Below are 25,567 nucleotides of genomic sequence, written 5' to 3' on the forward strand. Positions count from 1 at the left end.
GCGTTAGAGTTAACAGGCACGTCTACCACCCGAAGGAGGGGTCATTGGGAATCTTGGACACCATCCGGAATCCGCAGGACCTGAACCAGCTGTCTGACAAGCAGCTCGAAGAGCTGGCCGCTGAGGTCAGGACTTTCCTGATCACCAACGTCTCCCAGACAGGTGGACACCTCGGGCCCAACCTCGGCGTCGTGGAACTGACCCTTGCTGTGCACCGCATCTTCGATTCGCCCCGGGACAGCATCGTGTTCGACACGGGCCACCAGTCCTATGTGCACAAGCTCCTCACCGGCCGCCAGGACTTCAGTACCCTGCGCCAGCAGGGCGGCATGTCCGGCTACCCGTCCCGCGCCGAGTCCGAGCATGACATTGTGGAAAGCTCCCATGCGTCGTCTTCCCTCTCCTGGGCGGACGGCATCTCCCGGGCACGGCAGCTGACCGGGGAAGGCGACCGATACACCGTCGCGGTTGTGGGTGACGGCGCCCTGACCGGCGGCATGGCGTGGGAAGCCATCAACAACATTGCGGCAGACAAGCGCCGCCGCGTGGTGATCGTCGTCAACGACAACGGCCGCTCCTATGCCCCCACGGTGGGCGGCTTCGCGGACTACCTCGCCTCACTGCGCCCAACCATCGACTCGTTCCGCGCAGCCCCTGCCTATGAGGGCACTCTGGACTGGTGGAAGAAGAAGCTCCAGAACAGCGGCCCCGTAGGCCAGTTCACTTACAAGAGCCTGCACGCCATGAAAAAGGGCATCAAGGACTGGTGGGCGCCGCAGGGCATGTTCGAAGACCTCGGCATGAAGTACATCGGCCCGGTCGACGGCCACAACCTGCAGGCCATGGAGCACGCACTATCCACGGCCAGGAACTACGCCGGCCCGGTGATTGTCCACGCCATGACCGAAAAAGGGCACGGCTACGCCCCGGCCCGGGCCCATGAAGCGGACCAGTTCCACGCCGTCGGTATTATCGATCCGGAAACTGGCGAACCGACGGGACATTCCGGGGCACAGTCCTGGACATCTGTTTTTGCCGACGAGATCGCGAAGATCGCAGATGAACGCCCCGACATTGTGGGCATCACCGGGGCCATGCTCATTCCCGTGGGCCTGCACAAGTTTGCGGCCAAGCACCCGGACCGGGTGATCGACGTCGGCATCGCCGAGCAGCATGCGCTGACGTCCGCCGCCGGCATGGCTTTCGGCGGGCTCCACCCCGTGGTGGCCATATATGCCACCTTCCTGAACCGCGCCTTTGACCAACTCCTGATGGACGTGGCACTGCACAAAGCCGGCGTCACCATCGTCCTGGACCGCGCCGGCGTCACCGGCCCGGACGGGGCCAGCCATCACGGCATGTGGGACATGGCCATGGTCCAAATCGTGCCCGGACTCCACCTGGCCGCGCCCCGCGACGCCTCCCGGCTGCGGGAAGAACTCCGCGAAGCCGTGGCTATCAGTGACGCCCCCACCGTGGTCCGCTTCTCCAAGGGCACCGTGGGCGCAGAAGTGGAAGCCATCGAACGGCTGGGCGACGGCGTTGACGTGCTGGCACGCCGCCCCGCCGGGTCCACCGAAAACGATGTCCTGATCGTCAGCGTCGGAGCCATGTCCGAACTCGCCCTCGACGTTTCCAACCGCCTGGGCGCCCAAGGCATCAGCACCACCGTAGTGGACCCGCGCTGGGTGCTGCCCGTGCGGCGTTCCATCATTGCGCTGGCCTCCCACCACCGGCTGGTCATCTGCATCGAGGACGGTGTCAGGGCAGGCGGCGTGGGATCGCGGATCCGCCAGGAAATGCGGGCAGCCGGCGTTGACACCGCGCTGAACGAGGTTGGGCTCCCTGCGGAGTTCCTGGACCACGGCACGCGGAGCCAGGTGCTGGAGCGCGTCGGGCTGACGGCCCAGCAGATCACGCACGACGTCGTCGCCCAGGTTTTGGGCACAAAGGTCCCCTTCGCTCGCCCACTGCCGGGCCAGGAGCACCCCACCACCGGCAGCCTGCCCATCCTGTGAGGGAAGAAGACGCACTGAAGTATCCGGCCGGCGTCGGGGATTCACATCCGGCGAGGCACACCAGCACCACCCGCGTCCCCGCGGGGCTGCAGCCGGGCCAGCTGGTGGTGGCCCGGAACCGGAAATGGAACGGTAAAGCCCACTGGGTGGTCCCGGGGCGCTACCTCGGCGAAGACCGGCACGGCTGGTGGATCTTCCAGGGAACCAACGAATTCTGTTCGCGCCCGGGTGCTGCCTTCTACACCGCGTCCGACGCCGTGCTCCTGGTACCGCGGTCCGGAGACTGGGTTGCCACGTTCTATGACGACGACCATCCCAGCGGAGTCAGGGTCTACGTTGACCTCGCCGTCGCCCACGAGTGGACGGACATCCGGCCCGCGGTCACCGAGTTCCACGTGATCGACATGGACCTGGACGTGATCCGCATGGCCGGCCGTGGCGTCTTCATCGATGACCAGGACGAGTTCGCCGAGCACCGTATTGCCATGAATTACCCGGACCGGCTAGTGGATGCCATCCAGGCCGCCGCGGATGAGCTTTATCAGGCCGTCAAGGCAGAGCACGCACCATTCGACGGAACAGACGTCGAATGGTTCACGAAAGGACGGTCATGAGCGGAATCATCAGGGTCTACAAACGGGACGATGAAGGAACATTGCACTTCCGTGAAGGCTGGTTCGACGAGGACTACAGCCAGTTTGTGATGAACTACGGCGTGGTTGGGCACCAGAGCAAAACCGAAGAGACCGATGTGGCTGACGCCGCTGCGGTGGAGGGCCTCATGGATGCCTTTGCCGTGCAGTGCGCGGAGGACGGCTTCGCCGAAATCCCCGACGAGGACCAGTTCTGGGTGGTGGCTCAGTTCGCCCTGAAAACCAAGGAGGGTACCGACCGTGACCGCTACCTTGAGGAAAAGGCGAAAGACGCCCTCATCAGCCACCTGGCCTGGCGCGGCCTGGGAACCGTGGAACGCTCAGAGTTTAGCGATTACAAGCTGAACATCTTCTGCCTCTGCCCCGACGTGAACAAGGCCGTCAGCGCTATCAAGGTCTGCAGCCGCGGCGAAGACCTCGATTTTACCAAGCTGAGCATCGGGGCAGCCACCTACGGCGAACCGGTCAACTTCAAACTCAAGCACTCCGCGAAGCCTGCCAACACCTTCAGCCTCTAGAGGAGAAAAACATGCCTGACTACCGACGCCTGGGAAACTCCGGGCTGACGGTCTCCGTGGTGGGACTGGGCTGCAACAACCTGGGCCGCGCCAACACGGTGACCGAATCGCAGGCCGGGACTGACGCCGTCGTCCACGCCGCACTGGATGCCGGCGTGACGCTTTTCGACGTCGCCGACAACTACGGGCGCGAGCCCGGACTCAGCGAGACGATGCTGGGCAAGGCCCTGGCCGGCAGGCGTGATGACGTGCTGGTAGCCACCAAGTTCGGCATGGACGTAAGGGGCGCCAACGGCAACGACTTTGGCGCCCGGGGGTCCCGGCGCTACATTGTCCGTGCCGTGGAGGCCTCGCTGCGGCGGCTGGGCACAGACTGGATCGACCTTTACCAGTTCCACACCCCCGACCCCCTGACTCCGATTGATGAGACGCTGAGTGCCCTCGATGACCTGGTCACCGGTGGCAAGGTCCGCTACATCGGACACTCCAACCGCGCCGGCTGGCAGATTGCAGAGGCAGAATTTGTGGCGCGTGCCGCCGGCGGCACGCGGTTCATCTCCACCCAGAACCACTACAATCTCCTGGACCGACGCGCCGAGCAGGAGGTCACGCCCGCGGCAGAAGCCTACGGCCTGGGCGTCCTGCCGTACTTCCCGCTGGCCAACGGACTGTTGACGGGCAAATACTCGCCGGGCACGGCTCCCGCCGGCTCGAGGTTGAGCCATACACGCACCAACATGGTGCACGATGCCGACTGGGACCAGCTCCAGCGCTTCAGTTCCTTCGCCGCAGAACGCGACCTGACCGAGATCCAGGTGGCCTTCTCCTGGCTCGCGGCCCAGCCTGCCGTCAGCAGCGTGATCGCCGGAGCCACCACGTCGGAGCAGATCCGCGAAAATGCGGCCGCTGTCGCCTGGGTGCCGTCACGGGCGGAGCTCGCGGAACTGGATGCGATCTTCCCGAAGGTCCCCCAAGTAGCTCTCTTTTAGGAAACCCCGCCGATGACCAGGCTGCTGCTGGACGTGGATACCGGGATCGACGACGCCCTGGCGCTGGCCTATCTGGCGTCCTTGCCGGACGTGGAATTCCTGGCTGTGACGGCGTCCCCGGGAAACGTGGATGCCCACCAGGTGGCAAGCAACACCATCGCGCTGCTGGAGCTGTGCGGCAGGCCCAACGTGGAGGTCGCCGTCGGCGCCCTGACCCCACTGGGCATCCCGCTGGTGACAACGCCGGAAACCCACGGCCCCCAGGGGTTGGGATACGCAGTCCTGCCCCCGCCGGCGGGCACGGTGTCTCCACGGCACGCCGCCGACGTCTGGGTGGAGGCCGCTCGTGCCCATCCTGGGGAGCTGACAGCCCTGATCACCGCGCCGCTGACCAATTTCGCCCTCGCCATCCGGCGCGAACCCCGGCTGCCCGAACTGCTGGGACGCGTGGTGATCATGGGAGGAAGCTTCTACCACCAGGGGAACACCACACCCACGGCAGAGTGGAACACGCACGTTGATCCGCATGCGGCCAAGGAAGTCTATGCCGCCTACCGGGGCTTGCCGGCCGACCGGCTGCCCATCGTCTGCTCCCTGGACACCACGGAGCGGATGGAGATGCGCCCGGAGCATGTGCGGCGGCTGGCCGCGGCGGCAGGCTGTGCTGTGGAGGAACTTGTGCTGCCGGAACAGGCCGAAGGGCTCAGAAGCACGTCCGGGAACTCGCTGGTGCGGCACCTGTCCGATGCGCTGCGCTTCTACTTCGAATTCCACCGTCACTATGACCAGGGCTACCTGGCGCACGTCCACGACTATTTCGCCGCCGGCGTGGCAGCCGGCACCCTGGAATACAGCACCCGGCCTGCCACGGTGGACGTGGAGGTTGAGTCGGCCATGCTGATGGGGACCACGGTGGCGGACTACCGGAACCTGTGGAACCGGCCGCACAATGCCCGGGTCGTCTCCGACAACAACCCAGCGCAGGCTTTCGACGAACTGGTGGGTTCCCTGGGGCGCCTTGCCCGCAGGGTCGGCTGAAGACCAGCCCTACAATGGCGCGTCTTCGGGCACCTCAACGTCCAAGGCAAGCAGGGCGTTCTCCACCACTTCCGTCAGGGCCGGGTGGATCCAGTACGGGCCCCGTGCGAGCTGGTGGACAGATACGTCAGTGGCCATCGCCTGGACCAGCGGCTGGATCAGGAGCGAGGCCTCGTGGCCCATGATGTGCGCGCCGAGCAGCCGGCCGGTGGAACGTTCCGCCACCAGCTTGACCACACCTTCTTCGTCCTCCATGGCCCAGCCGTACGCGGTGGAGCCGTAATCCTGGACTGCGGTGACAATGTCCGACCCTGCTGCGGCCTGCTCCCGGGCATCATCCTCAGTCAGGCCTACGGAGGCCACCTGCGGATTGCTGAACACGGCAAACGGCACCGCGGTGTAGTCGATGGTCCGGAGCCGGTCCGGGTGTTCCAGGTTGTGCGCCACTACCCGGGCCTCCCGGTTGGCGACGTGCTTGAGCTGGTAGCTGTTGGCGATGTCGCCCAAAGCGTAAACACCGTCAACGGGCGTGCCGCCGGCGAGGACCCTAAGGCTCGCGTCCACGGACAGTGTATGGTCCTCGTCCACGTCAAAGCCGGCGGCGTCCACACCCAGCCGGTCCGTATTCGGCACCCGCCCGGTGGCCATCAGGACGATGTCCGCTGCGACCCGCAGCCATTTGCCGTCGTTGTCCGCAAAAAATACGGTGACGCTGCCGTCGCCGTTGTCCTCCACCGCCTGGAGCGAGTAGCCAAGCTTGAGCTTCCAGCGGCCGGCCGCGGCCGCGGCGAAGCGCCCGGCGATTTCGGCGTCGTTCCCGCGCAGCAGCCGCTGCGAACGGTTCACCTGGGTCACTTTGGCCCCGAAACCGTGGAACACGGCAGCGAACTCGGCGGCGATGTACCCGCCGCCAACCACCACCACCCGTTCGGGCGGACCATCGATGCGCATCACGGTGTCCGAGGTGTGCACCTGTGGAAGGCCAATGCCGGGCACATCGGGGAGCACAGCCCGGGAGCCCGCGGCAACCACTACCCGGTCCGCGGTGAGCTCCACGCCGGAATCAGTGCTGAGCGTCCGGGGACCGGTGAACCGGACGTGCTCCTGGTACAGGTCCACATGGGCCAGTTCATCGGCCCGGTACCGCCGGCCGGACTCGGAAATCGCGTCGATCCGGCCAAAGATCCTGTCCCGCACCTCATTCCAGCGGACCTTGTCCAGGCTCAGATCTACCCCCAGCCGGGCGGCTTCTTTGGGAGCAGCGGCCAAGGACGCTGGGTAGACAAACATCTTCGTGGGGATGCAGCCGACGTTCAGGCACGTGCCGCCGAACACGCCGTCGTCGATCATGGCCACCTTCCTGTCGTCCCAGAACGGGGTGATCAGAGAATTGCCGGATCCGGATCCTATGATGGCCAGGTCGTAGTGGGGCATTTGTGCCTTTCGGAAGGACAGCAGGGCGGGCAGCGGCTTGCGCGCCTACTCCCCATCGTACGGCCGGTTTACGGCGCGGGTGGCTCCGTGCAGCTGGCCTTCGCCATAGTCCAATCCGGTGGGGCGATGCCCTCTGAGCGACAAACACGAAGAAGACCTGCGGGACGGGAGGGCCGCATCAGCACGCGCATGCAGCAGCGCCAACCACCCAGCTGATGCGAACTGTCGTGCTGCGGCTGCGGGCAGCGGAGGAGTAGCTGGAACACCACCTCAAGGAAGCACGCCACAAAGGTGAACACGACACCACCCGCCGGGAAGAGGCTACGGGAGACGGACGGTAGACTGATGCCGGACCCGGGCCGGCGCAGACGCCCCCGGTTGCCGCCGAGGTGACATAGGCGGCGTTCCGCACCGCCCGGGCATCCGGGCGCCACAGCCTGCACCCCCAGAAGGAACGCCATGTCATCGCTCACGCTGCCGCCGCAAACGCCGGCCACCGCCCGCAACCGCCGACTGCTGGAAGTCCTCGGAGCGGTAGCCATCGCCGGCACGTACATCTACCTGGTCCTGAACCAGCCCGCGGACATCACCGGCGGCCCGGGCAGCGCCTCGGCCCTGATCGCCCTGTCCGGCTTCCTCGTGGGCGCCGTGCTCCTGATCATCGGCGTGCTGCCCACGCTGCCGGTCTCCACGCTGGTGCTGATTCCGGTGGCCCTGGTGCTGAACATTGTCCTGGGACAATTCGTCGGCAGCACCCTGGTCCCGTTCTACCTTGATGCCATCGGCACCGTCCTGATCGCCGTTCTCGCCGGACCCGCCGCCGGGGCCGCTACGGGTGCCCTCAGCAGCATTATCTGGTCCTTTTTCAACCCGACCGTCCTGCCCTTCGCCGCCGGTGCGGCCTTGATCGGCTGCCTGGCCGGCCTCGCCGCGCGCTATGGCCTGTTCCGGCGCTTCTATCTGGCCCCGGTGGCGGGTTTTCTGACCGGTGTCATTGGCGGTGTGGTCTCAGCTCCCGTTGCCGCTTTCGTCTTCGGCGGCACCTCCGGCCTCGCCACCGGCGCCATTGTAAGCGCCTTCCGCTCCATGGGGGACAGCCTGCTCGCCGCCATCACCAAGCAGGCCCTGATCTCGGACCCCATGGACAAGGCCATCGTCTTTACCCTCGTCGCCGTCCTGGTCTACTCCCTCCCTCGCCGCACGCGACTCCAGTTCCCCTTTGTCCGGCAGTACCGCGTACTGGCCGGCACAGCCGCCAATCACCCCGGCGACCAGCCCACCGGCCAGGACGCCTGACGCACCCCTGATGCGACTTCACCCCCTGACATCGCTGGCGGCTGCCGGCAGCACGGCAGTGATAACGACGGCGGCTGCCAGCTGGCCGATGTCCCTCACCGTGATCGCGGCGGCCGTGGGTTTATCGGTCGCGCAGGGAGCGGCGCGCCGGATGCTGCCGGCGGCGGCGGTCATTCTGGTCCCGCTGGTGCTGTCGCTGCTGGCCCTGCACGGACTGTTCTTTCCTGAGGGCACCACCGTGCTGGCGCAGTGGGGACCGGCGCGTGTCACAGCACAAGGCCTGCAGTTTGCGCTTGAGCGGGCAGCGCAGCTTTCCGCGGCCGTGCTTGTGCTGCTGCTGGGTTCCTTCACCGTCAGCGTTCCGGACTTGGTGGCTGTCCTGTCCACCCGCGGTGTCAACGCCCGGTTCGCGTTTGTGCTCGCCTCCACGTTGACGCTGCTGCCGGCCATCAGTTCACGGCTGGAGCGGATCAGGCAGGCCCAGGAAGCGCGTGGCCTGGTGATCAGGCCTGGAATTCCCGGGCGGACTGCCGCGTTCCGGTGGCAGGCGGTTCCCCTGCTGCTGTCCCTCGTGGAGGAAGCAGGCACCCGCGCTGCGGCCCTGCAGGCCCGCGGTTTCGGTAGTGCCGGTCCAATCACCAGTTACCGTCAGGTGCTGGATCCTCCGGTCCAGCGGTGGGCGCGCTTGGTTCTGCTGCTCGCGGCGCTGGCGGCCATCGCCTTCCGCCTCTGGCAGCCGACGGCGGGTGCTTAGCAATGGTGCAGACCCCACCGCCGGCCTTGGCTGCCGGCATCGAGAAATTCGTCTTCCCCGGCGAAACGGAACCCGTCCTGGCGGGCATAAGCCTGACCTTGGCCCCAGGATCGCTGACAGCGGTCCTTGGCGGTTCCGGCAGCGGCAAATCAACATTGGGACGCGTCCTCGCCGGCTGGTTGCTGCCCGGCGACTGCGGGACACTCACGGGTTTTTTTGAGCTCGCCGGCACGTCCGCCAGGTTCACCGGAGCAGCTGCCGATCCGCAGATCGATCCCGGCCGCTGGGGCCGCCAGGTGGGCTTTGTGCCGCAGGATCCGGCCGGCGCTTTGTCCACGGTCCGGGTCACGGTGGCCGAAGAGCTGGCCTTCGGCCTGGAAAACGCGGGGGTTGACCGTGCGAGTATGGTCGGCGCCGTCCGGGACACAGCAGCCCTGACCGGCCTGGCCCACCTGCTGGACCGGGATCCCGCCACGCTTTCCGGCGGTCAGCTCCGCCGCCTGGCCATCGGCTGCGCGGTCATTCAGCGCCCCGCAGTTCTCGTGATGGACGAGCCCTTCGCCTCCCTCGACACGGACGGAGCCGAAGTTATCGCTGCCCTGGTGCGGAACCTGGCACAAGACGGCACCGCCGTCGTGATCATGAGCCAGCGTGCCGAGGCCTTCCTGCACACCGCCGATACGTGGCTGGTCCTCACCGGTGGTACCGTAGCGGCGACTGGCACGCCGGCAGAAATCGTGGCCGCCGGGGCGCTGGAACTGGCGGGCGTGGTTTGCCCCCGCCCGCATGCAGGTCCCCGGCCGCTGGCAGGAGCCGAGTATCAATCCGCCGTCGACGGTCCGCCGGCTTTGGAGCTGCGTGACGTCTCGTTCTCGTACGGGGGGACGCAGCGCCGAGGCTGGTTCAGTTCACAACCGGGCCCGCCGGCTGACGCGGTCCTGCACGGACTGAGCCTGACCGTCAGTGCGGGCGAGATCCTGGCGGTGACAGGTCCCAACGGCGCCGGAAAGTCCACGCTGCTGAGGCACCTCAACGGCTTGCTCCAACCAACGGCAGGCAGCGTGCTGGTCAAGGGGCGGGACATCGGCGGGCACCCGGCGGGACAGGTGTCCCGCGACGTTGGGCTCCTCTTCCAGCAGCCCCGGGACCAGCTGTTTGAGCGGACCGTGGAACGGGAAGTACGCTTCGGACTCGGACGCGACGGGCTCGCGGCAGACCAGGCGGTGCAGCGCGCCCTTGCCGCAGTCGGCCTGGATCACCTTGCCGGGCGGCACCCGGCGGAACTGCCGGCGTCCCAGCAGCGCCTGCTGGCCCTGGCGACGGTACTGGCCCGATGTCCCTCAGTGCTTGCACTCGATGAGCCAACCGTTTCCCTGGATGGCCCCGGGCTGGACCGGCTGGACCGGGTGGTGCGCAGCACGACGGCCGATGGCACCGCCGTCGTGCTGGTCACCCACGACCTGGACTACGCCCGGTCCATCGCGCACCGGCTGGTGTGCCTCGAGGCCGGCCGCCTGCGGGGTATTTGAGGGCCAGTGACAAACGCTGGAGTTTTTGGTCAGATAACGCGGATTTAAGGACCTTCAGGGGACGTTATCTGACCAAAAACTCTTCAGGCGCGGGTCAGGCTGGGACCGGGGACACCGACGCGGCGGACGCGACTCCGGGAGTCAGGAACCGCTTGCCATTGACCCGCTCTGAGGCGCCCACCCGGTCCAGGTACGGTGTGATGCCGCCCAGGAACATTGGCCAGCCCGCGCCGAGGATCATGCAGAGGTCGATGTCTTCAGGACCGGCCACCACGCCCTCATCCAGCATCAGCCCGATCTCCTCGGCCAGGGCATCCTGGACACGGCGCAGCACATCATCCCCGCTGGACGCTGACGTGCCGAAGGACATCAGCGACAGGGTGGACTCCGGGATCTCCTGGGAGCCGTCGGCCGCCGGGACCCAGAGAGATTTCACGCCGTTCTCGATCAGTTTCTGCAGGTTCGTGGACACGGCGAAGCGGTCTCCGAAGGCGGCGTTCAGGGACTCCTGGACATGCTGGGCCACCGGCAGGCCCACCATGGCACCGAGCGTAAACGGGGTCATCGGCAGGCCCATGGGGCGCAGCGAGGTGTCGGCAACGTCGGCAGGGGTTCCCTCGTCGAAGGCAGCCGTCACTTCGCCCATAAGCCGCAGCAGGATCCTGTTGACCACAAAGGCCGGCGCATCCTTGACCAGGACCGCGCTTTTCTTCAGGCCCTTGGCGAGCTCAAAAGCGGTGGCCAGCACGGCGTCGTCAGTCTTGGGCGCGCGTACGATTTCGAGCAGCGGCATCACGGCCACCGGGTTGAAGAAGTGGAAGCCCACCAGCCGTTCCGGGTGCGCGAGGTCTTCGGCCATGGCCGTGACGGACAGCGAGGACGTGTTGGTGGCGAGGATGCAGTCCGGCGAGACAATTGCCTCCACCTCGGCGAAGACCTGCTTCTTGACGTTCAGCTCTTCGAAGACAGCCTCGATAACAAAGTCGGCGTCCGCGAAGGCCTCCTTGGAGACCGATCCGGTGACCAGCGCCTTGGTGCGGTTGGCTGCGTCCTGGCTGATCCGGCTTTTGCCCAGGAGCTTGTCCACCTCGGCATGGACGTATCCCACGCCCTTGTCCACGCGGGCCTGGTCGATGTCCGTCATCACCACGGGGACCTTGAGTTGGCGGGCGAACAGAAGGGCGAGTTGGCTGGCCATGAGGCCCGCCCCCACAACGCCGACCTTGGTGACCGGCCGTGCCAGCTTCCGGTCCGGTGCGCCGGCGGGCCGCTTGGAACGCTTCTGGACCAAATCCAGGAACGCGTAAACCGTGGCGCGGAACTCGTCTGTCTGCATCAGGCCGGCAAGGGTTTCGCACTCAAGGGCGGCGGATTCTGCCTGGGACATGGTCCGGTTGGCTTCGAGGATGTCCAGAACCTTGGCCGGTGCAGGGGAGGCGTTGGAGGTCTTGGCCTCCACGAAGGTCCGGCCGGCGCCGACGGCTGCGGACCAGCGCCCGGCAACAGCGGGGTCAGCCGGGTCCACAGCATTGGCCCGCTCCGGGACCGTCTCGCCGGTGATCACCGTGGCCGCCCAGGCGAGCGACTGTTCCAGGAAGTCTGCCGGTTCGAACAGGGCGTCGGCGATGCCGAGCTGTAAGGCCTGCGGACCGTTGAGCGTCCGGTTGTTGCTGAGCGGGTTCTCGATCATCACCTTGACGGCGTTCTCGGGACCGATCAGCCGCGGCAGGATGTAGACCCCGCCCCAGCCGGGGACCAGGCCGATGAAGGCCTCGGGCAGCGCCAGTGCGCCGGCGCCGGTGGACACCGTGCGGTACGTGGACTGCAGGGCGATCTCCAGGCCGCCGCCCAGGGCAACGCCGTTGATGAAGGCGAAGCTGGGGACGCCGAGGTTGGCCAGCGTGGCATAAACGTCATGCCCGAGCTGCGCCATCCACAAGCCATGATCGCGGTTCTCCAGCGACTTCACCGCCGACAGGTCGGCGCCGGCCACGAGGAAGTAGGGCTTGCCGGTCACCCCTACACCCACGATCTCGCCGCGGGCCGCACGTTCCTTCAGGCCTTCGAGGACCGTGCCCAGTTTTACGAGGGTATTGGGTCCCAGCGTGGTGGGCTTGGAATGGTCCAGGCCGTTGTCCAGGGTGATCAGCGCGAACACCCCGGGGCTCTGCTGGCCGGCGGCCGCCGGCAGCCTGATGTCCTGGACGTACGAGTGGGTCACGGTTTCGTCGGGGAAAAGCTCGGCAAGCTTGGTGAAATCGGCGGCGCTCATGCGGCTCCTTCGGTGGTGGCTGCTGTGACTGCTTCGTGGCCGTCTGCTGCGACGGCACCGCTGTAATGGGGGTGGTGCGGGTTTTCCCAGATGACGGTGGCGCCCATGCCCAAGCCTATGCACATGGTGGTGATCCCGTACCGGACGGAGGGGTCATCTTCGAACTGCCGGGCAAGCTGGTTCATCAGCCTGACCCCGGAGGAGGCGAGAGGGTGGCCCACGGCGATGGCGCCGCCGTAGCGGTTGACCCGGGGGTCGTCGTCGGAAATTCCAAAGTGGTCCAGGAAACTCAAAACCTGCACGGCAAACGCTTCATTGATCTCGAAAAGTCCGATGTCCTCAATGCTGAGGCCGGCGTTCTTCAGAGCCTTTTCGGTGGCGGGTACGGGGCCGATGCCCATGACCTCCGGTTCGACGCCGGCGTAGGCGTAGCTGACCAGCCGCATCTTGACTGGCAGACCCAGTTCCGCGGCCGCTTCCGAGGAAGCGAGGACAGCGGCCGTGGCGCCGTCGTTCAGGCCGGCCGCGTTACCTGCCGTCACGCGGCCGTGGGCGCGGAAGGGAGTCCGCAGGGCCGCCAGGTCCTCGAGCGTGGTGCCCGGGCGGGGCGGCTCATCAATGCTGTTCACCGTCCAGCCCTGTCCCGGCTTCAGGGTAGCGACCGGAACGAGGTCGGGCTGGATCTGGCCCTGTGCGTAGGCGGCTGCCAGTTTGTCCTGCGAGGCAACGGCGTAGGCGTCCGAGCGTTCCTTCGTGATGGCGGGAAAACGGTCGTGCAGGTTTTCGGCCGTGTTGCCCATGTTCAGGTCGGCGGGGTCAACCAGCCGCTCGGACATAAAACGCGGGTTTGGATCGGCGCCGGAGCCCATCGGGTGGTTGCCCATGTGCTCTACACCGCCGGCGATGACGACGTCGTAGGCGCCGAAGCCGATGCCGCTCGCCGTTGTGGTCACTGCGGTCATGGCGCCGGCGCACATGCGGTCGATGGCGAAGCCGGGGACGGTGCGGGGGAGCCCTGCCAGAAGGGCGGCCGTGCGGCCGAGGGTCAGTCCCTGGTCGCCGGTCTGGGTGGTGGCGGCAACAGCGACTTCGTCGATCCGGGCCGGGGGCAGGGTGGGGTTGCGGCGCAGAAGTTCGCGGATGCACTTCACCATCAGGTCATCGGCGCGGGTTCCGGCGTAGATGCCTTTCTCGCCGGCCCGGCCGAAGGGTGTGCGGACGCCGTCAACAAAAACGACGTCGCGGACAGTTCGCGGGGATCCGCTGCTTCCGTGGTGGCTCACGTTTACTCCTCATCGAGACGTTGGCGCCGTCCGGAGGCCAACGGGCAGCGCTCGGCAGGACGGCAGTGCACACCATGTTACTCGTCAGTAATATGGTGTGCAAGGCTCCGTGAAGGGGCGTTTACTCCGGCGCCGCCGTTTCCCTGGCTTCCTTGAACGGTCGCGGTTGCGGGTTGAGGAACGCGTCAGTAAGAAGCGGTGCTACCACGCCGACCTGCCATTCGCGGGCACCGAGGGTGCGCAGGTCAGCGGAGACCGCTTCTTCGGTAATGTCCGACGGCGGACGCCACGCCACGCGGCGCAGGTAGTCCGGCGTCAGCAGGTTCTCCACCGGAAGGTTCAGTTCCTCCGCTTTCGCCTGCAGGAGGGGGCGGGCGGTGGACAGGCGTGCCGCGGCCTCGGGGTCGCGATCCGACCACACCCGCGGCGGGGGCGGTGCGTTCGTGGGCAGGTGCAGCGGCGGGAGGTCCTCAAGATCGCGGGCAGCGGCTATGCACCGGAGCCACCGGGGTGCCTCACGCTGAGCCGCACGGCCATGGAAGCCCTTGGTACCAAGCAGCTGAGGAACGGTGGACGGCATGGCTTTGGCGGCGGACACCAAGGCGGAATCAGGAATCAGCCGGCCCGGCGCCACATCGCGTTTCTGTGCCAGGGAATCGCGCTCCAGCCACATCTCGCGGACCGCGGCCAGCTGGCGCCGGTCGCGGATCTGGTGCAGGCCCGACGTCTTGCGCCAGGGGTCAACCCGGGGCGGGGCCACTCCGGCGGCAAGGATCGCGGCAAATTCCTGCTCCGCGTAGTCCAGCTTGCCGTCGTCCTGCAGCAGCTCGATGAGTTCTTCGCGCAGTTCGGTCAGGACTTCAACGTCCAGGGCGGCGTAGCGCAGCCATGGCTCGGGGAGGGGCCGGGTGGACCAGTCGGCGGCCGAATGTTCCTTCGCCAGGCCAAAGCCGAGCAGTTGTTCGATAACGGCGGCCAGGCCAACTCGGGGCAGTCCGGCCAGCCGGGCAGCGAGTTCCGTGTCAAAGAGCCTGTCCGGCCACATGCCCAGCTCGAGCAGGCAGGGCAGGTCCTGGCTGGCTGCGTGCAGGATCCATTCCACCCCCTGGAGCGCATCGTTGATGATGGACAGGTTCTCGAACGGTTCAGGATCGATCAGCCAGGTGCCGGAGCCTTCGCGCCGGATCTGCACCAGGAACGCGCGCTGGCCGTACCGGAATCCCGAGGCCCGTTCTGCGTCAACCCCTGCGGGACCTGTTCCGGCGGCGATGGCTGCCGCACACCGCTCCAGCCCGGACTGCGATTCAATAACCAGCGGCACGCCGTCGCGCGGTGCATCGAGGTCAATGACTACGGGGACCTGGCTATCGAAGCCTTCCACCGTGATGTGGGGAGTGGTATCAGCAGCCGGAGCGCCGGCCGTGGTGTTTTCGGGAATATGAGGGGTCATGATGCCTTCAGTTTACCGACAAGGGACATCCCTAGTTCCGGCGCCGGCGCGGAAGGGCCGCGACGCCGTCGGGCAGAGGGGGGAGGCCGGCGAACGTGCAGACCATGTCGGACCATGCCTCCAGATGGGCAGTGACGTCCGAAGACGCCGGAGTCCAGGAGGCGCGCAGCTCGATATCGATCGACCCGGGCCGGTCGGAAAGTGTTCCAAAGCTCTCCGACAGGACCCGCGTGGCGGTCCCGCCGGCCGCCCGGTAGGGGGCCTTGTGATTCTCCAGGGCCTCCACCAGCCAGGTCCAGGCGACCGTGCCCAGCATTTCGTCGTTGCCCATTTCGGGCTCGAGCTGGGCCCGGATGTAGGTGACAATCCGGAATTCGCCGTCCCAGACTGCTGAGCCGTCGGGGTCGTGCAGCAGGATGAATCGGCCCGTGGCCAGCTCGGTGTCGTCGTCGTCCGCGGTGCCGGACGCCGCGGCCAGGGCCATGGCGGCGGGCCCGTGGACGGGCGTGGTGCCGCTGCCCGGTCCGGACGCCATGACTTCGGCCCCGAGTGCCACTGCGAACGGTGCCAGGCGCGCCGGGGCGGGAATTTCCGCCAGGCGCAGCTCACTCCGGCATTGGGCCTTCCTGAGGGATCCCAAGGCGTGGACAAATTCCGGGGGAACCTGGGCTAGTGCGTTCACCTTCGCAGATTACGCAACAGCAGAGGGCTCCCAGTGCAGGCTCGCCGTCGGCCGGTCCATGCTATCCGGCTTCCGTGTCCGCGTGGTGGGCCGCAAGTTCCCGTCGGATCGCGGCCACAAAGGCGTCGACATCATCTTCGCTGGTGTCGAAGGAGCACATCCACCGGACCTCGCGGGCGGCTTCATCCCAGTCGTAGAACCGGAAGGACTCCCGCAGCCGGTCAGCTATGCCGGCAGGCAGGACGGCAAACACGCCGTTGGACTCCGTCTCCTGCGTGGGCTCCACGCCCTCGATTGTGTCCACCGCGGCGCGGAGGCGGGCGGCCATGGCGTTGGCGTGCGACGCCGAACGGAGCCACAGGTCGCCTTCCAGCAGGGCGATGAACTGGGCGGACAGGAAGCGCATTTTGGAGGCAAGCTGCATGTTCATCTTGCGCAGGAATATCAGGCCGTGGGCCGCTTCGGGGTTCAGAGCAACCACCACTTCGCCGTACAGCAGTCCGTTCTTGGTGCCACCGAAGGAGAGGATGTCCACCCCGGCGTCGCGCGTGAAAGCCCGCAGCGGCACGTTCAGGTGCGCGGCGGCGTTGGCCAGCCGGGCGCCGTCCATGTGGAGTTTCATGCCTTTGGCGTGTGCATGATCGGCGATGGCCCGGACTTCATCCGGGGTGTAGCACGTGCCGAGCTCGGTGGTCTGGGTGATGGACACGGCCAGCGGCTGCGCCCGGTGTTCATCCCCCCAGCCCCACGCCTCGCGGTCAATCAGCTCCGGTGTCAGCTTGCCGTCGGGGGTGGGGACATGCAGGAGTTTGATCCCGCCGATCCGTTCCGGAGCACCGTTTTCGTCCATGTTGATGTGCGCCGTCGAAGCGCACACCACAGCACCCCAGCGCGGGAGCAACGACTGCAGGGACAACACGTTGGCCCCTGTACCGTTGAACACAGGAAAACATTCGATGCCGGGGCCGAAATGCTCCTCCATGAGACCCTTCAGCCGCGCCGTGTAGTCGTCTTCGCCGTAGGAGACCTGGTGGCCCTCGTTGGCGGCCGCGAGAGCGGCCAGGACCTCGGGGTGCACACCGGAGTAGTTGTCCGATGCGAAACCGCGGACGGACGCGTCATGCAGCCGGGCTGAGGGATTTTCAAGCCGGGGGGCGGCATCTGCCGTTGTTGTCATTGGTTTGCTCACGTTCTCAGTTTAGGGAGGTCGGGTCCGGCCGGTCAGGGGGCAGTCCGTCAGAGGCGTTGCGGCTAGGGGATGTTGCGGTCACGGGGCAAGGAGCAGGCGCCGGCCGTTCAGTTCGCCTGCCGGGCGGCTGAACAGTCCGACGACGGCGGCGGCCAGGTCCTCGACGTCGGTGGCACCGGGGAACGTCCGTTCCGGGTGCGCCGTCCGGAGTTCCGCGTCCACCAGCGCTTTCACCACCAGGACGACGGCGGCGCCGCGCAAGGCGGTGCCGTTATCCGCGGCCTCGCGGGCCAGTCCCTCCGCCATCGCAAGCGTCCAGGTCTCGGCGGCGGCCTTCGCCGCCACGTAGCTGGCCGTCATTGCGGTGGGCTTGTCCACCGCCGTGGAGGACACCATGGCAAACCGTCCGGTTCCGGCGGCGGCCAGGTCGGCGTAGAAGGCCCGGGAGACGTTCCGGAGCGTGGTGATGGCACCGCGCTCCAGGAAGTCCCAGTCGGCGTCGCTCTGGTCCGTGATGCCCGAGGCACCACGCCAGCCGCCCACAAGGTGGATGACTCCGTCCATCGCTCCGGCGGTGCCCGCCAGGGCCGTCCGGAGAACCTGGACGTCAGCGGGATCCTCGAGATCGCACACCAGGGGAGTGACGCCGTCGCCCGCTTTTGTTGCGGCGGCATCGATGCGCGTCCTGTCCGAGCCGACCGTGAAGACCCGGAACCCCGCCTGGCGCAGGGCCCGGGCCACCGCGATCCCGGAGGGTCCGCTACCGCCGGTGACCAGGACATTCAGCCCTGGGGCACGGTCCGGAGCAGGGACAACGCGCGGGCCGCCGGATACGCTCACAGCGCGGACGCTCCGGTAATGCCGGCGGTGGAGTCGATGACGGCTCGCATTTTCTTCTCCAAGGCTTCATAGAACATGGACAGCGGAAATTCGTCATCCAGCACCTGGTCCGTCAGGCCGCGCGGCGGACCGGCAACCGGAAGTGCGTCGGGGCCCTTCGCCCAGGTTGATGCCGGGTTGGGCGTGACTGTGGCGGAGATCAGCTGGTACGCGGCAAGCCAGTGGGCCATCTTCGGCCGGTCAATGGAGCGCCAGTAGAGCTCGTCGATCGAGGCGCCGAGGGCGATCACCGCGTCCGGCACCTGGTCCCAGTCGATGCTGAGCCGGCTGTCGGTCCAGTGCAGGGCGTGGTGCTGGTGCAGCCAGGCGAAGAGCAGCTGCCCGCCGAGGCCGTCGTAGTTGCGCACCCGGTTGCCGGTGATCGCGAAGCGGAAGATCCGGTCGTAGATGATGGCGTACTGCACCAGTTTCGCGTGCCGGCGTGCTTCCGGCCCGGCGTCTTCGTCCTGTTCGATCCGGACAGATTCGCGGAAGGCTGTAAGGTCGCAGCGCAGTTCTTCGAGCGAATACAGGAAGTAGGGCATCCGCTGCTTGATCATGAACGGGTCAAAGGGCAGGTCGCCGCGCATGTGGGTCCGGTCATGGATCAGGTCCCACATCACAAACGTGGCCTCGGTCAGTTCCTGGTCGGCTAGGAGTTCCGCGGCACCGGCGGGCAGGTCCAGGGAGGTGATGTCTGCGGCTGCGCGCAGGACCCTCCGGAAGCGGGCAGCTTCGCGGTCTGCAAAAATGGCGCCCCAGGTGAAGGTGGGTGTTTCCCGGACGGCAACCGTTTCGGGGAACAGCACCGCCGAGTTGGTGTCATAGCCGCGGGTGAAGTCCAGGAACCTGATCGGCACAAACAGCTTGTTGGAATAGTCCCCTGCCTCAAGGCCGGCCACAAAATCGGGCCAGATGACCTCGATCAGCACGGCCTCCACCAGCCGGCTGGTGCTTCCGTTCTGGGTGTACATGGGGAAGATGACAACGTGCGGCAGGCCATCCTGGCGCTGCAGCTGGGGCTGGAACGCCAGCAGTGACGACAGGAAGTCCGGCTCACCGAAGCCCGCTTTGGCCCACGCCTGGAAATCAGCGACGACGGCGTCAAGGTAGGCCGCGTCGTGCGGGAACAGCGGTGCCAGCTCGGTGAGCGACTCTGTGAGCTCGGCAACTTCGGCCGCTGCGGCTGGGTGGTTGCCTGCGTCGGGTACGGAGCCGTCCTTGATCTGCAGCTCCTGCAGGGACTCGGCGGCGCTCCGGAGGCGGAGCCAGGAGGGATTTTCGGCGGTGATCCTTGGTGGGGCGCCGGTCACGGTGACGGTCATGGTTCGACTGCCTTTCTCATTGCTTGGGCATCTACCGTGAGCGTAGCAAGCAACCAGAGTCCCTAACTCAAATAGAGCCTAAGCATAAGAGAATCTCGGGCTCGAGGCGCCCCGTGGGTCCGCCGGACATAGGCGGAACCACGGCTGGCGGACTCAGGACTCCGCGGATTCTTCCCCGGCACCGCCGCGCGGCATCAGTTTCAGGGACACCGAATTAATGCAGAAACGCTGGTCTGTGGGCGTTCCGTAGCCCTCGCCTTCAAACACGTGGCCCAGGTGCGAGTCACAGTTGGCGCACCGGACCTCGACCCGCTTCATGCCGAGCGTCCGGTCGTGGATGTAGCGGACGGTGCCTGTGGCGAGCGGTGCCCAAAAGGACGGCCAGCCGCAATGCGAGTCAAATTTTTCGTTGCTCCTGAAGAGCTCGGTTCCACAGGCGCGGCATTGGTAGACACCCTCCGCATGGGTGTCCACATACTCTCCCGTGAAGGGGCGCTCCGTACCCGCCTGCCGCAGCACGTGATACTCCTCCGGCGTGAGTTCCTGCCGCCACTCGGCGTCGGATTTCCGGTATGCAGGTTCCGCAGCGACGGCGTCGGCGGCCGGATCCGGGACCGAATCCGTGGCCTTCTTGTCGAAAATGTTCTTACCAAAGATGCTCATAGTCAGCTCAACGCTCAGGAGTCGCCGATAAATCCCGAACCGGCGTACAGGTGGAGAACGGGGAGCCCCAGCTGGTCCTGGGCTTTGTTGGCCCAGTCGGTGTGGAACGTATCCGCCACTGCGTGCGGACGGGTGACCACCACTGCCTGGGCTGCGCCAAGCTCTTTGACTTTGGACACAAGGCCGTTGACGGCTCCACCGTCCACCACCTCGCCCGTGACTCCTGCGCCCAGCCCCGCCAGGGCAGTCAGCGAGACGGCCAGCGTCTCCGCGGCCTCGGCCCGTTCAGCGGAGGGGTCCGGGGCGTGGGCGGTCAGTTCGCGGAACGCTTTAGCGACGTCCAGCAGGGAGAGATTCTCGAGAAAATCCACCAGCAGGTGCCGTTCAGTGTTACCTGGAACCAGCACGACAAGGGGCGTGTCCTGCCCGTCCACCAGCCGTTCTATGTTGACGCGGTCGTCCGCGCCCAGGGGTTCTTCGGTCAGGATGACGATTGGATCGCTCATGGCATCAGCCTAGTCGTGCGTACCGGCGCCTGCATCCATTTGGGGCCGCATGGTGGTTGTGGCCTTAGACGCGCGGAGTCCTCGGAGCCGGCAGAATTCCGGCGCCACGGGCCGGACGGAATATGGTCAACCCGCCTGCGGCAGTAAGAATGGTTCCATGGCACCTTCCACGCGCACCCCCACGTTGACGGCGGCAGTTCCGATCCAGGCTGGCGGCCGCATGTCGCTGCGCGCCAAATGGGCGCTAGGCGGCGTCATTGGCGGCGGGGCGCTTGCCGGACTGCTGGCCACAGGGTCCTCCGCGCTGGCCCTCTATTTCGCCAGGCGTGTGATCACTCCCGTCCGGCAGCGGACGGCGGACCAGGAAGTCCTCGCTGTGCTCCGGGAAGGCGGCGGCCGGCAGGTCATCCTGACAGCAACTCCGGAGACCACAGTGGTGGGCGTCTATGGGTTGTTTTTCGACGGCGGCAAGGGGCACGCCCGGATCGGGCGGATTGTGTCCTATTCGCCGGCGGACGGCACGGTCCTGCGCGAAGTGGAAGCCGTCTATGCCGGCGATCTCGACACGGCGCGCCGCGGATGGTGGAGCGGTGCGATTTACCCGGATCCCGCCACCGCCGGCATTGCGGCCGAGGACGTGCTGATTGAGGTCGACGGCGGCACGGCACCGGCATGGCTGGTCCGGGCCGGCGGGACGTCCAGGACCTGGGCAATTATGGTTCATGGCCGGGGGGCCACCCGCCAGGAGGGCCTCCGGGCGGTAGGCCCCGCACTCGAATTGGGGCTCACCAGCCTGCTTGTCTCATACCGGAACGACGGGTTGGCGCCATCAGCCAAGGACGGCCGGTACGGGCTGGGATCCACGGAATGGCATGATGTGGAGGCCGCCATCGAGTTCGCCCTGGCCGGCGGCGCCGAGGAAATTGTCCTCTTTGGCTGGTCCATGGGCGGTGCCATCTGCCTGCAGACGGCCGATCTCTCGCCGCACCGTCACCTGATCCGGGCCATGGTCCTGGACGCGCCCGTCATCAACTGGGTCAATGTGCTGGCCCACCATGCGCAGATAAACCGCATTCCGTCCCTCGTTGGCCGCTACGGGCAGCTGATGCTGGGCCACCCCGTGGGCCGCAGGCTCACCGGCCTGGCCGCACCCGTGGACCTCAAGGCCATGGACTGGGTGGCGCGCGCCGTCGAAGTCCGGACGCCCACCCTGATCATCCACAGCGTTGATGACGAGTACGTTCCCTATGAACCCTCCGCCCTCCTGGCCGAGCGGAATCCGGACATGGTCACGTTCGAGACGTTCAATCACGCCAGGCACACGAAGGAATGGAACGTCGATCCCGGGCGCTGGGAGAACCTGATCAAGGCGTGGCTTCGGCCTCAGTTGGCTCCGCGGCTTAATCCCGGGCAGAACCGCTAAGGCGTGCGGGTGCCGATGGCGGCTGTCACAGCGGACGTCAGCCGGATGAGGTCCGCCGGCGCAAGCTCGACGTCCAGGCCACGCTTACCACCGGAAACCAGCATCGTCCCCAGATCAAGGGCGCTGCTATCCACCACTGTGGGCGATGACTGCCGCTGGCCAAGAGGCGAGATCCCGCCGAGGACGTAGCCGCTGCGGCGTTCCGCAACTGCGGGGTCTGCCATCGAAGCCTTCTTGGCACCCAGGGCGGCAGCGAATGCCTTGAGGTCAAGGTTTCCGCTGACCGGCACGACTCCGACAGCCAGCCGGCCCTCCACATCGACCATGAGGGTTTTGAAGACCTTTTCGGGTGCAATGCCCAGGGCCTCGGCGGCTTCCGTGCCGTAGCTGGCGGCGGAAGGATCGTGGGCATACGGATGCAGTACGCAGGAAACGCCGGCTGCAGCCAGTGCGGCGGTGGCCGGCGTTCCGTTTGAAGAACTCTTGCGTGCCAAAGCGTTCAGTTCCCTGTCAGGGGATCAGGATGTGGGCCGGGAATTAGCAGCGACCTTGCGCTTGATCCGTCCCAGCATGGCGGTCATGCCGCGCATCCGCAGGGGCGTGATGGCCCTTGTCAGGCCCAGCAGCTCCGGCATGTCGTCCGGCACACCCAGGATTTCGGCGGCGCTGAGTCCGTCGAGTCCCTCATGGAGCACACCGGCGAACCCCCGCGTGGTGGGGGCTTCCGGTGGCGCCTTGAAGTAGAGCCGAATGGCGCCGGCCGGGCCGGCGTCGTTCTTTTCCGTCTCAATGGCAAGGAACAGCGGCGACTGGCATTCCACCACCTGCTCCAGGAGTTCGGGGTGGTCCTTCAGCCGGTCCGGCAGCTCCGGCAGTTCGCGCGAGAACTCCAGCAGCAACTGAAGCCGGTCAGGTTCGCTCAGGGCCTGGAAGTCGTCAACGATTTCCGCCAAAGCGGCGGGCAGGTCATGTGTAGTCATCTGTTCCAGTTTACGCCGGGACCGTGCCGCGTTCGGTGCCCTTCGCGATCGGAACCCGTACGGCGTTGCCCCACTCGGTCCAGGAACCGTCGTAGTTCCGGACAGTTTCAAAACCCAGCAAGTACTTGAGCGCGAACCAGGTGTGGCTGGAACGTTCGCCGATGCGGCAGTACGCCACCACGTCGTCGCCGGCGGTCAGGCCGGCCTCGCCCAGGTATAGGGCTTCGAGCTCTTCCCGGCTGCGGTACGTTCCGTCCGGCGCGGCGGCGCGTGCCCAGGGAATGGATGCTGCCGTGGGAATGTGGCCGCCGCGGAGCGCGCCTTCTTCCGGATAGGCCGGCATGTGGGTCCGCTGGCCGGTGTATTCCTCGGAGGAGCGTACGTCGATCAGAGGCTTGCCGAAGTGTGCCAGTACATCGTCCTTGAACGCGCGGATGGGGGCGTCGTTGCGCTCCACCACCGGGTAGTCGCCGGACGCCGGGACAGTCCGGTCCGTGGTCAGGTCGCGGCCCTCGGCGCTCCACTTGTCCCGGCCGCCGTCGAGCAGCCGGACGTCCTCGTGCCCGAACAGGGTAAAGACCCAGAGGGCATAGGCCGCCCACCAGTTGGACTTGTCCCCGTAGATGACCACCGTGGTGTCGCGCGAGATGCCCTTGGCAGCGGCCAGGGCCGCGAAGGCCTCGCCGTTCACGTAATCGCGTGTCACTTCATCGTTAAGGTCCGTGTGCCAGTCGATTTTCACGGATCCGGGGATGTGGCCGGTCTCGTAAAGGAGGACGTCCTCGTCGGACTCGACCACCACAAGCTTTCCATCTGCAAGGGCGCCAGACTCAAGTGCGGCGGCAAGCCACTCGGTGGATACCAGACGCTCCGGGTTGGCGTAGGCGGCGAACTTCTCGTTTTGTTCAACTGCGTAGGACATTGTGTTGGCCTTTCACTGAGACACAGGGCGGATCTGCTGAAGAAGGAAAACCTGACTCCCACCCTAGCCACGGCTTGCCGCCCTGTCCGTCACCTTGTTAACAGTGGGAAATATGGCCTTCGTCACGCCATGGCCCCGTGCCGGCCGGATGGCGGGGGAGGCCCGGGCCGTTGCCGGTATTCTTTCTGGGGACAACCCACCAGCAGAACGGACCACCTTGGTACAGATCGAACAGCTTGCCGCCCGCACTCCGGCGGTTTCGGTGGATGAGCTCCTCAAAGGGTTTTATCCGTCCCCACGGTTTGGCCAGGTCTCCTTTGCCAGCTACCGGCCGGACCCGAACCAGCCGTCCCAGGCGGCGGCGGTCAAGGCCCTGGAAGCGTTCGCCGGGGGAGTTGGAGCCGGTGACGGCGACGGCCTGTTCAAGAAGCTCTTCACCAAGAAGGTCGCAACCCGTGCGGGGATCTACCTCGACGGCGGATTCGGCGTCGGCAAAACCCACCTACTGGCTTCGCTGTGGCATGCCGCGCCGGGCCCCAAAGCCTTTGGCACGTTTGTGGAATACACCAACCTCGTGGGGGCACTGTCCTTCCGCAAGACGGTTGAAGCCCTGAGCCACTTCAAGCTGGTGTGCATTGACGAATTCGAGCTGGATGATCCGGGCGACACAGTGCTGATGTCCCGTTTGATGCGTGAGCTGGCCGACGCCGGCGTTAAGCTTGCTGCGACGTCCAACACCCTGCCGGGTTCGCTGGGTGACGGCCGCTTTGCCGCCGTCGACTTTGCCCGTGAAATCCAGGTTCTGGCGGACCAGTTCGACGTCATCAGGATTGACGGTGAGGACTTCCGCCACCGTGGATTGCCCGCCGCGCCGGCACCGCTGAAGAACAGCCAGCTCGCTGCGCAGATGAAGGCCGAGTTCGACGGAAAGACCGTGGCGGAGGACGAATTCAGTTCTCTGATCGGCCACCTTGCCGGTGTCCACCCAAGCCGTTACCGGCAACTCATCGACGGCATCGACGGCGTCGTGTGGCGCAACGTGGCGACCATCACCGAGCAGGCCGTGGCGCTTCGGTTCGTAGTGTTGGCGGACCGGCTGTACGACAAGGATGTACCGATCCTGGCCAGCGGCGTCCCCTTCGACAAGCTCTTCACGGACGAGATGATGCACGGCGGGTACACCAAGAAGTATTTCCGTGCGGTGTCCCGCCTGACCGCACTGGCCCGCGAGGGCCAGAACCACGAGCCGTCCTAGGCATCGGCCGGGGAAGCCGGGCCTTCAGTTAAACGCCAAAGGCGCGGGTGCCGCCTCCCGGCGGGACCCGCGCCCCCTTGACGTGCTAGGGCAGAGCCCAGGCCAAATCCTTGTTACGGAGCCTTGTCAACCGGCGGAACCGGGGTGACTGGCGGAGCCTGCTCGGTGGCAGGTGCATCGCCGGGTGTTCCGTCATTTGCGTCAACGAATTTGGAAGCGCCCTCCTGGACTTTGTCCACGTGACCGGCATACTTGCCGCCAGTCTTTGAGTCGACGAAATCGCCGGCTTTCGTGATGCCGTCCCTGATGGCCTGCTCGTTGCCGTGGATGAGACCCTGAGCCTTGCCCTTAAGATCGTCAATCAGTCCCACGAGCACCTCCCTTCAATCGCGGAGCCAGTTCGCTCCTCCGCAATCGATCCTAGACCTGTCTGCAGGGGGTGCCAAGCGCTGTGACAAATGTTGTAAAGGTGAGGCTGGCCTTTTCGGGCAACAAAAAAGCAGCTCACG

Annotated in this window: 24 protein-coding genes; 10 read left to right on the forward strand and 14 right to left on the reverse strand. The window is 66.3% G+C overall.

Going from position 1 to position 25,567, the window contains the following annotated elements:
• Window positions 1–44: 44 nt before the first annotated feature.
• Genes dxs through ACQCS0_RS09445 form a run of 5 tightly spaced genes read left to right on the forward strand, consistent with a single transcriptional unit; the run spans window position 45 to window position 5,216 of the window.
• Window positions 45–2,018, forward strand: coding sequence for a 1-deoxy-D-xylulose-5-phosphate synthase (gene dxs, locus ACQCS0_RS09425; protein ID WP_426939485.1), 1,974 nt, complete (start codon window positions 45–47; stop codon window positions 2,016–2,018).
• Complete coding sequence (locus ACQCS0_RS09430; protein ID WP_354154299.1) at window positions 2,015–2,632, forward strand: DUF402 domain-containing protein; 618 nt, start codon at window positions 2,015–2,017, stop codon at window positions 2,630–2,632. Before dxs ends, ACQCS0_RS09430 begins: the two co-directional genes overlap by 4 nt.
• Window positions 2,629–3,189: a hypothetical protein gene (locus ACQCS0_RS09435; protein ID WP_354154298.1), complete on the forward strand. Its 561-nt coding sequence runs from the start codon at window positions 2,629–2,631 to the stop codon at window positions 3,187–3,189. The genes ACQCS0_RS09430 and ACQCS0_RS09435 overlap by 4 nt, the downstream gene beginning before the upstream one ends.
• Before the next feature lie 11 nt (window positions 3,190–3,200).
• The gene (locus ACQCS0_RS09440) at window positions 3,201–4,178 is read left to right on the forward strand and encodes an aldo/keto reductase (RefSeq protein ID WP_354154297.1); all 978 of its coding nucleotides are present in this window, start codon (window positions 3,201–3,203) and stop codon (window positions 4,176–4,178) included.
• A 12-nt stretch (window positions 4,179–4,190) separates the two neighbouring features.
• Entirely contained in the window at window positions 4,191–5,216 is a 1,026-nt protein-coding gene (locus tag ACQCS0_RS09445) for a nucleoside hydrolase (RefSeq protein ID WP_354154296.1), read from the forward strand.
• Window positions 5,217–5,225: 9 nt separating this feature from the next.
• Here the strand turns inward: ACQCS0_RS09445 and ACQCS0_RS09450 are convergent, their stop codons facing one another.
• A complete protein-coding gene (locus ACQCS0_RS09450) occupies window positions 5,226–6,650 on the reverse strand; it encodes a mycothione reductase (protein ID WP_426940190.1) in 1,425 nt (474 codons plus the stop codon).
• A 459-nt stretch (window positions 6,651–7,109) separates the two neighbouring features.
• Here ACQCS0_RS09450 and ACQCS0_RS09455 point away from each other — a divergent pair, with 459 nt between their 5' ends.
• Genes ACQCS0_RS09455 through ACQCS0_RS09465 form a run of 3 tightly spaced genes read left to right on the forward strand, consistent with a single transcriptional unit; the run spans window position 7,110 to window position 10,229 of the window.
• Window positions 7,110–7,946: an ECF transporter S component gene (locus ACQCS0_RS09455; protein ID WP_354154294.1), complete on the forward strand. Its 837-nt coding sequence runs from the start codon at window positions 7,110–7,112 to the stop codon at window positions 7,944–7,946.
• 10 nt (window positions 7,947–7,956) lie between these two features.
• On the forward strand, window positions 7,957–8,700 hold the full coding sequence (locus tag ACQCS0_RS09460) for an energy-coupling factor transporter transmembrane component T (protein WP_354154293.1): 744 nt from the start codon (window positions 7,957–7,959) through the stop codon (window positions 8,698–8,700).
• A gap of 2 nt (window positions 8,701–8,702) precedes the next feature.
• Window positions 8,703–10,229 carry an ATP-binding cassette domain-containing protein gene (locus ACQCS0_RS09465; RefSeq protein WP_354154292.1) on the forward strand — a complete coding sequence of 509 codons (1,527 nt, stop codon included), beginning with the start codon at window positions 8,703–8,705 and terminating at the stop codon, window positions 10,227–10,229.
• Between the two features lie 94 nt (window positions 10,230–10,323).
• Here ACQCS0_RS09465 and ACQCS0_RS09470 read toward each other — a convergent pair whose 3' ends face one another.
• The 9 genes from ACQCS0_RS09470 to ACQCS0_RS09510 all read right to left on the reverse strand — a co-directional run bounded on the left by ACQCS0_RS09470 (window position 10,324) and on the right by ACQCS0_RS09510 (window position 20,478).
• A complete protein-coding gene (locus ACQCS0_RS09470) occupies window positions 10,324–12,501 on the reverse strand; it encodes a 3-hydroxyacyl-CoA dehydrogenase NAD-binding domain-containing protein (protein WP_354154291.1) in 2,178 nt (725 codons plus the stop codon).
• Window positions 12,498–13,784: a thiolase family protein gene (locus ACQCS0_RS09475; RefSeq protein WP_354154290.1), complete on the reverse strand. Its 1,287-nt coding sequence runs from the start codon at window positions 13,782–13,784 to the stop codon at window positions 12,498–12,500. Before ACQCS0_RS09475 ends, ACQCS0_RS09470 begins: the two co-directional genes overlap by 4 nt.
• 121 nt (window positions 13,785–13,905) lie before the next feature.
• The gene (locus ACQCS0_RS09480; RefSeq protein WP_354154289.1) at window positions 13,906–15,234 is read right to left on the reverse strand and encodes an HRDC domain-containing protein; all 1,329 of its coding nucleotides are present in this window, start codon (window positions 15,232–15,234) and stop codon (window positions 13,906–13,908) included.
• 31 nt (window positions 15,235–15,265) lie between these two features.
• Window positions 15,266–15,916 (reverse strand): DUF3000 domain-containing protein, encoded by a 651-nt coding sequence (locus tag ACQCS0_RS09485; protein ID WP_354154288.1) that lies wholly within the window; start codon window positions 15,914–15,916, stop codon window positions 15,266–15,268.
• 61 nt (window positions 15,917–15,977) lie between these two features.
• The gene (locus ACQCS0_RS09490) at window positions 15,978–17,093 is read right to left on the reverse strand and encodes a low specificity L-threonine aldolase (protein ID WP_354154416.1); all 1,116 of its coding nucleotides are present in this window, start codon (window positions 17,091–17,093) and stop codon (window positions 15,978–15,980) included.
• A 90-nt stretch (window positions 17,094–17,183) separates the two neighbouring features.
• Complete coding sequence (locus ACQCS0_RS09495) at window positions 17,184–17,945, reverse strand: SDR family oxidoreductase (protein ID WP_354154287.1); 762 nt, start codon at window positions 17,943–17,945, stop codon at window positions 17,184–17,186.
• Window positions 17,942–19,309, reverse strand: coding sequence for a DUF6421 family protein (locus ACQCS0_RS09500; RefSeq protein ID WP_354154286.1), 1,368 nt, complete (start codon window positions 19,307–19,309; stop codon window positions 17,942–17,944). The genes ACQCS0_RS09495 and ACQCS0_RS09500 overlap by 4 nt, the downstream gene beginning before the upstream one ends.
• Before the next feature lie 153 nt (window positions 19,310–19,462).
• Window positions 19,463–19,972: a peptide-methionine (R)-S-oxide reductase MsrB gene (msrB, locus tag ACQCS0_RS09505; protein ID WP_354154285.1), complete on the reverse strand. Its 510-nt coding sequence runs from the start codon at window positions 19,970–19,972 to the stop codon at window positions 19,463–19,465.
• Between the two features lie 14 nt (window positions 19,973–19,986).
• On the reverse strand, window positions 19,987–20,478 hold the full coding sequence (locus ACQCS0_RS09510) for a hypothetical protein (protein WP_354154284.1): 492 nt from the start codon (window positions 20,476–20,478) through the stop codon (window positions 19,987–19,989).
• A 157-nt stretch (window positions 20,479–20,635) separates the two neighbouring features.
• Here ACQCS0_RS09510 and ACQCS0_RS09515 point away from each other — a divergent pair, with 157 nt between their 5' ends.
• A complete protein-coding gene (locus ACQCS0_RS09515; RefSeq protein WP_354154283.1) occupies window positions 20,636–21,901 on the forward strand; it encodes an alpha/beta fold hydrolase in 1,266 nt (421 codons plus the stop codon).
• Here ACQCS0_RS09515 and ybaK read toward each other — a convergent pair.
• The 3 genes from ybaK to ACQCS0_RS09530 are packed head-to-tail and all read right to left on the reverse strand — an operon-like array spanning window position 21,898 to window position 23,803.
• On the reverse strand, window positions 21,898–22,395 hold the full coding sequence (gene ybaK, locus ACQCS0_RS09520) for a Cys-tRNA(Pro) deacylase (RefSeq protein WP_354154282.1): 498 nt from the start codon (window positions 22,393–22,395) through the stop codon (window positions 21,898–21,900). The genes ACQCS0_RS09515 and ybaK overlap by 4 nt on opposite strands.
• Window positions 22,396–22,419: 24 nt before the next feature.
• Window positions 22,420–22,881: a SufE family protein gene (locus ACQCS0_RS09525; protein ID WP_354154281.1), complete on the reverse strand. Its 462-nt coding sequence runs from the start codon at window positions 22,879–22,881 to the stop codon at window positions 22,420–22,422.
• 10 nt (window positions 22,882–22,891) lie between these two features.
• The gene (locus ACQCS0_RS09530; RefSeq protein ID WP_354154280.1) at window positions 22,892–23,803 is read right to left on the reverse strand and encodes a sulfurtransferase; all 912 of its coding nucleotides are present in this window, start codon (window positions 23,801–23,803) and stop codon (window positions 22,892–22,894) included.
• A 217-nt stretch (window positions 23,804–24,020) separates the two neighbouring features.
• Here ACQCS0_RS09530 and zapE point away from each other — a divergent pair, with 217 nt between their 5' ends.
• Window positions 24,021–25,058: a cell division protein ZapE gene (gene zapE, locus ACQCS0_RS09535; protein ID WP_354154279.1), complete on the forward strand. Its 1,038-nt coding sequence runs from the start codon at window positions 24,021–24,023 to the stop codon at window positions 25,056–25,058.
• Between the two features lie 113 nt (window positions 25,059–25,171).
• Here the strand turns inward: zapE and ACQCS0_RS09540 are convergent, their stop codons facing one another.
• Complete coding sequence (locus ACQCS0_RS09540; protein ID WP_354154278.1) at window positions 25,172–25,429, reverse strand: antitoxin; 258 nt, start codon at window positions 25,427–25,429, stop codon at window positions 25,172–25,174.
• Window positions 25,430–25,567 lie beyond the last annotated feature (138 nt).

Origin of the sequence: Pseudarthrobacter sp. S6, from assembly GCF_050156575.1 — a bacterium.
Taxonomy (GTDB): Bacteria; Actinomycetota; Actinomycetes; order Actinomycetales; family Micrococcaceae; genus Arthrobacter.

Coding starts and splice junctions, on each gene's coding strand:
- msrB (WP_354154285.1), bottom strand. CDS start 19,972: ATGAGCATCTTTGGTAAGAACATTTTCGACAAGAAGGCCACGGATTCG.
- ACQCS0_RS09435 (WP_354154298.1), top strand. CDS start 2,629: ATGAGCGGAATCATCAGGGTCTACAAACGGGACGATGAAGGAACATTG.
- ACQCS0_RS09480 (WP_354154289.1), bottom strand. CDS start 15,234: ATGACCCCTCATATTCCCGAAAACACCACGGCCGGCGCTCCGGCTGCT.
- ACQCS0_RS09515 (WP_354154283.1), top strand. CDS start 20,636: ATGGCACCTTCCACGCGCACCCCCACGTTGACGGCGGCAGTTCCGATC.
- ACQCS0_RS09510 (WP_354154284.1), bottom strand. CDS start 20,478: ATGAGCGATCCAATCGTCATCCTGACCGAAGAACCCCTGGGCGCGGAC.
- ACQCS0_RS09455 (WP_354154294.1), top strand. CDS start 7,110: ATGTCATCGCTCACGCTGCCGCCGCAAACGCCGGCCACCGCCCGCAAC.
- ACQCS0_RS09445 (WP_354154296.1), top strand. CDS start 4,191: ATGACCAGGCTGCTGCTGGACGTGGATACCGGGATCGACGACGCCCTG.
- ACQCS0_RS09440 (WP_354154297.1), top strand. CDS start 3,201: ATGCCTGACTACCGACGCCTGGGAAACTCCGGGCTGACGGTCTCCGTG.
- ACQCS0_RS09470 (WP_354154291.1), bottom strand. CDS start 12,501: ATGAGCGCCGCCGATTTCACCAAGCTTGCCGAGCTTTTCCCCGACGAA.
- ACQCS0_RS09460 (WP_354154293.1), top strand. CDS start 7,957: ATGCGACTTCACCCCCTGACATCGCTGGCGGCTGCCGGCAGCACGGCA.
- ACQCS0_RS09465 (WP_354154292.1), top strand. CDS start 8,703: ATGGTGCAGACCCCACCGCCGGCCTTGGCTGCCGGCATCGAGAAATTC.
- ACQCS0_RS09490 (WP_354154416.1), bottom strand. CDS start 17,093: ATGACAACAACGGCAGATGCCGCCCCCCGGCTTGAAAATCCCTCAGCC.
- ACQCS0_RS09530 (WP_354154280.1), bottom strand. CDS start 23,803: ATGTCCTACGCAGTTGAACAAAACGAGAAGTTCGCCGCCTACGCCAAC.
- ACQCS0_RS09500 (WP_354154286.1), bottom strand. CDS start 19,309: ATGACCGTCACCGTGACCGGCGCCCCACCAAGGATCACCGCCGAAAAT.
- ACQCS0_RS09525 (WP_354154281.1), bottom strand. CDS start 22,881: ATGACTACACATGACCTGCCCGCCGCTTTGGCGGAAATCGTTGACGAC.
- ACQCS0_RS09450 (WP_426940190.1), bottom strand. CDS start 6,650: ATGCCCCACTACGACCTGGCCATCATAGGATCCGGATCCGGCAATTCT.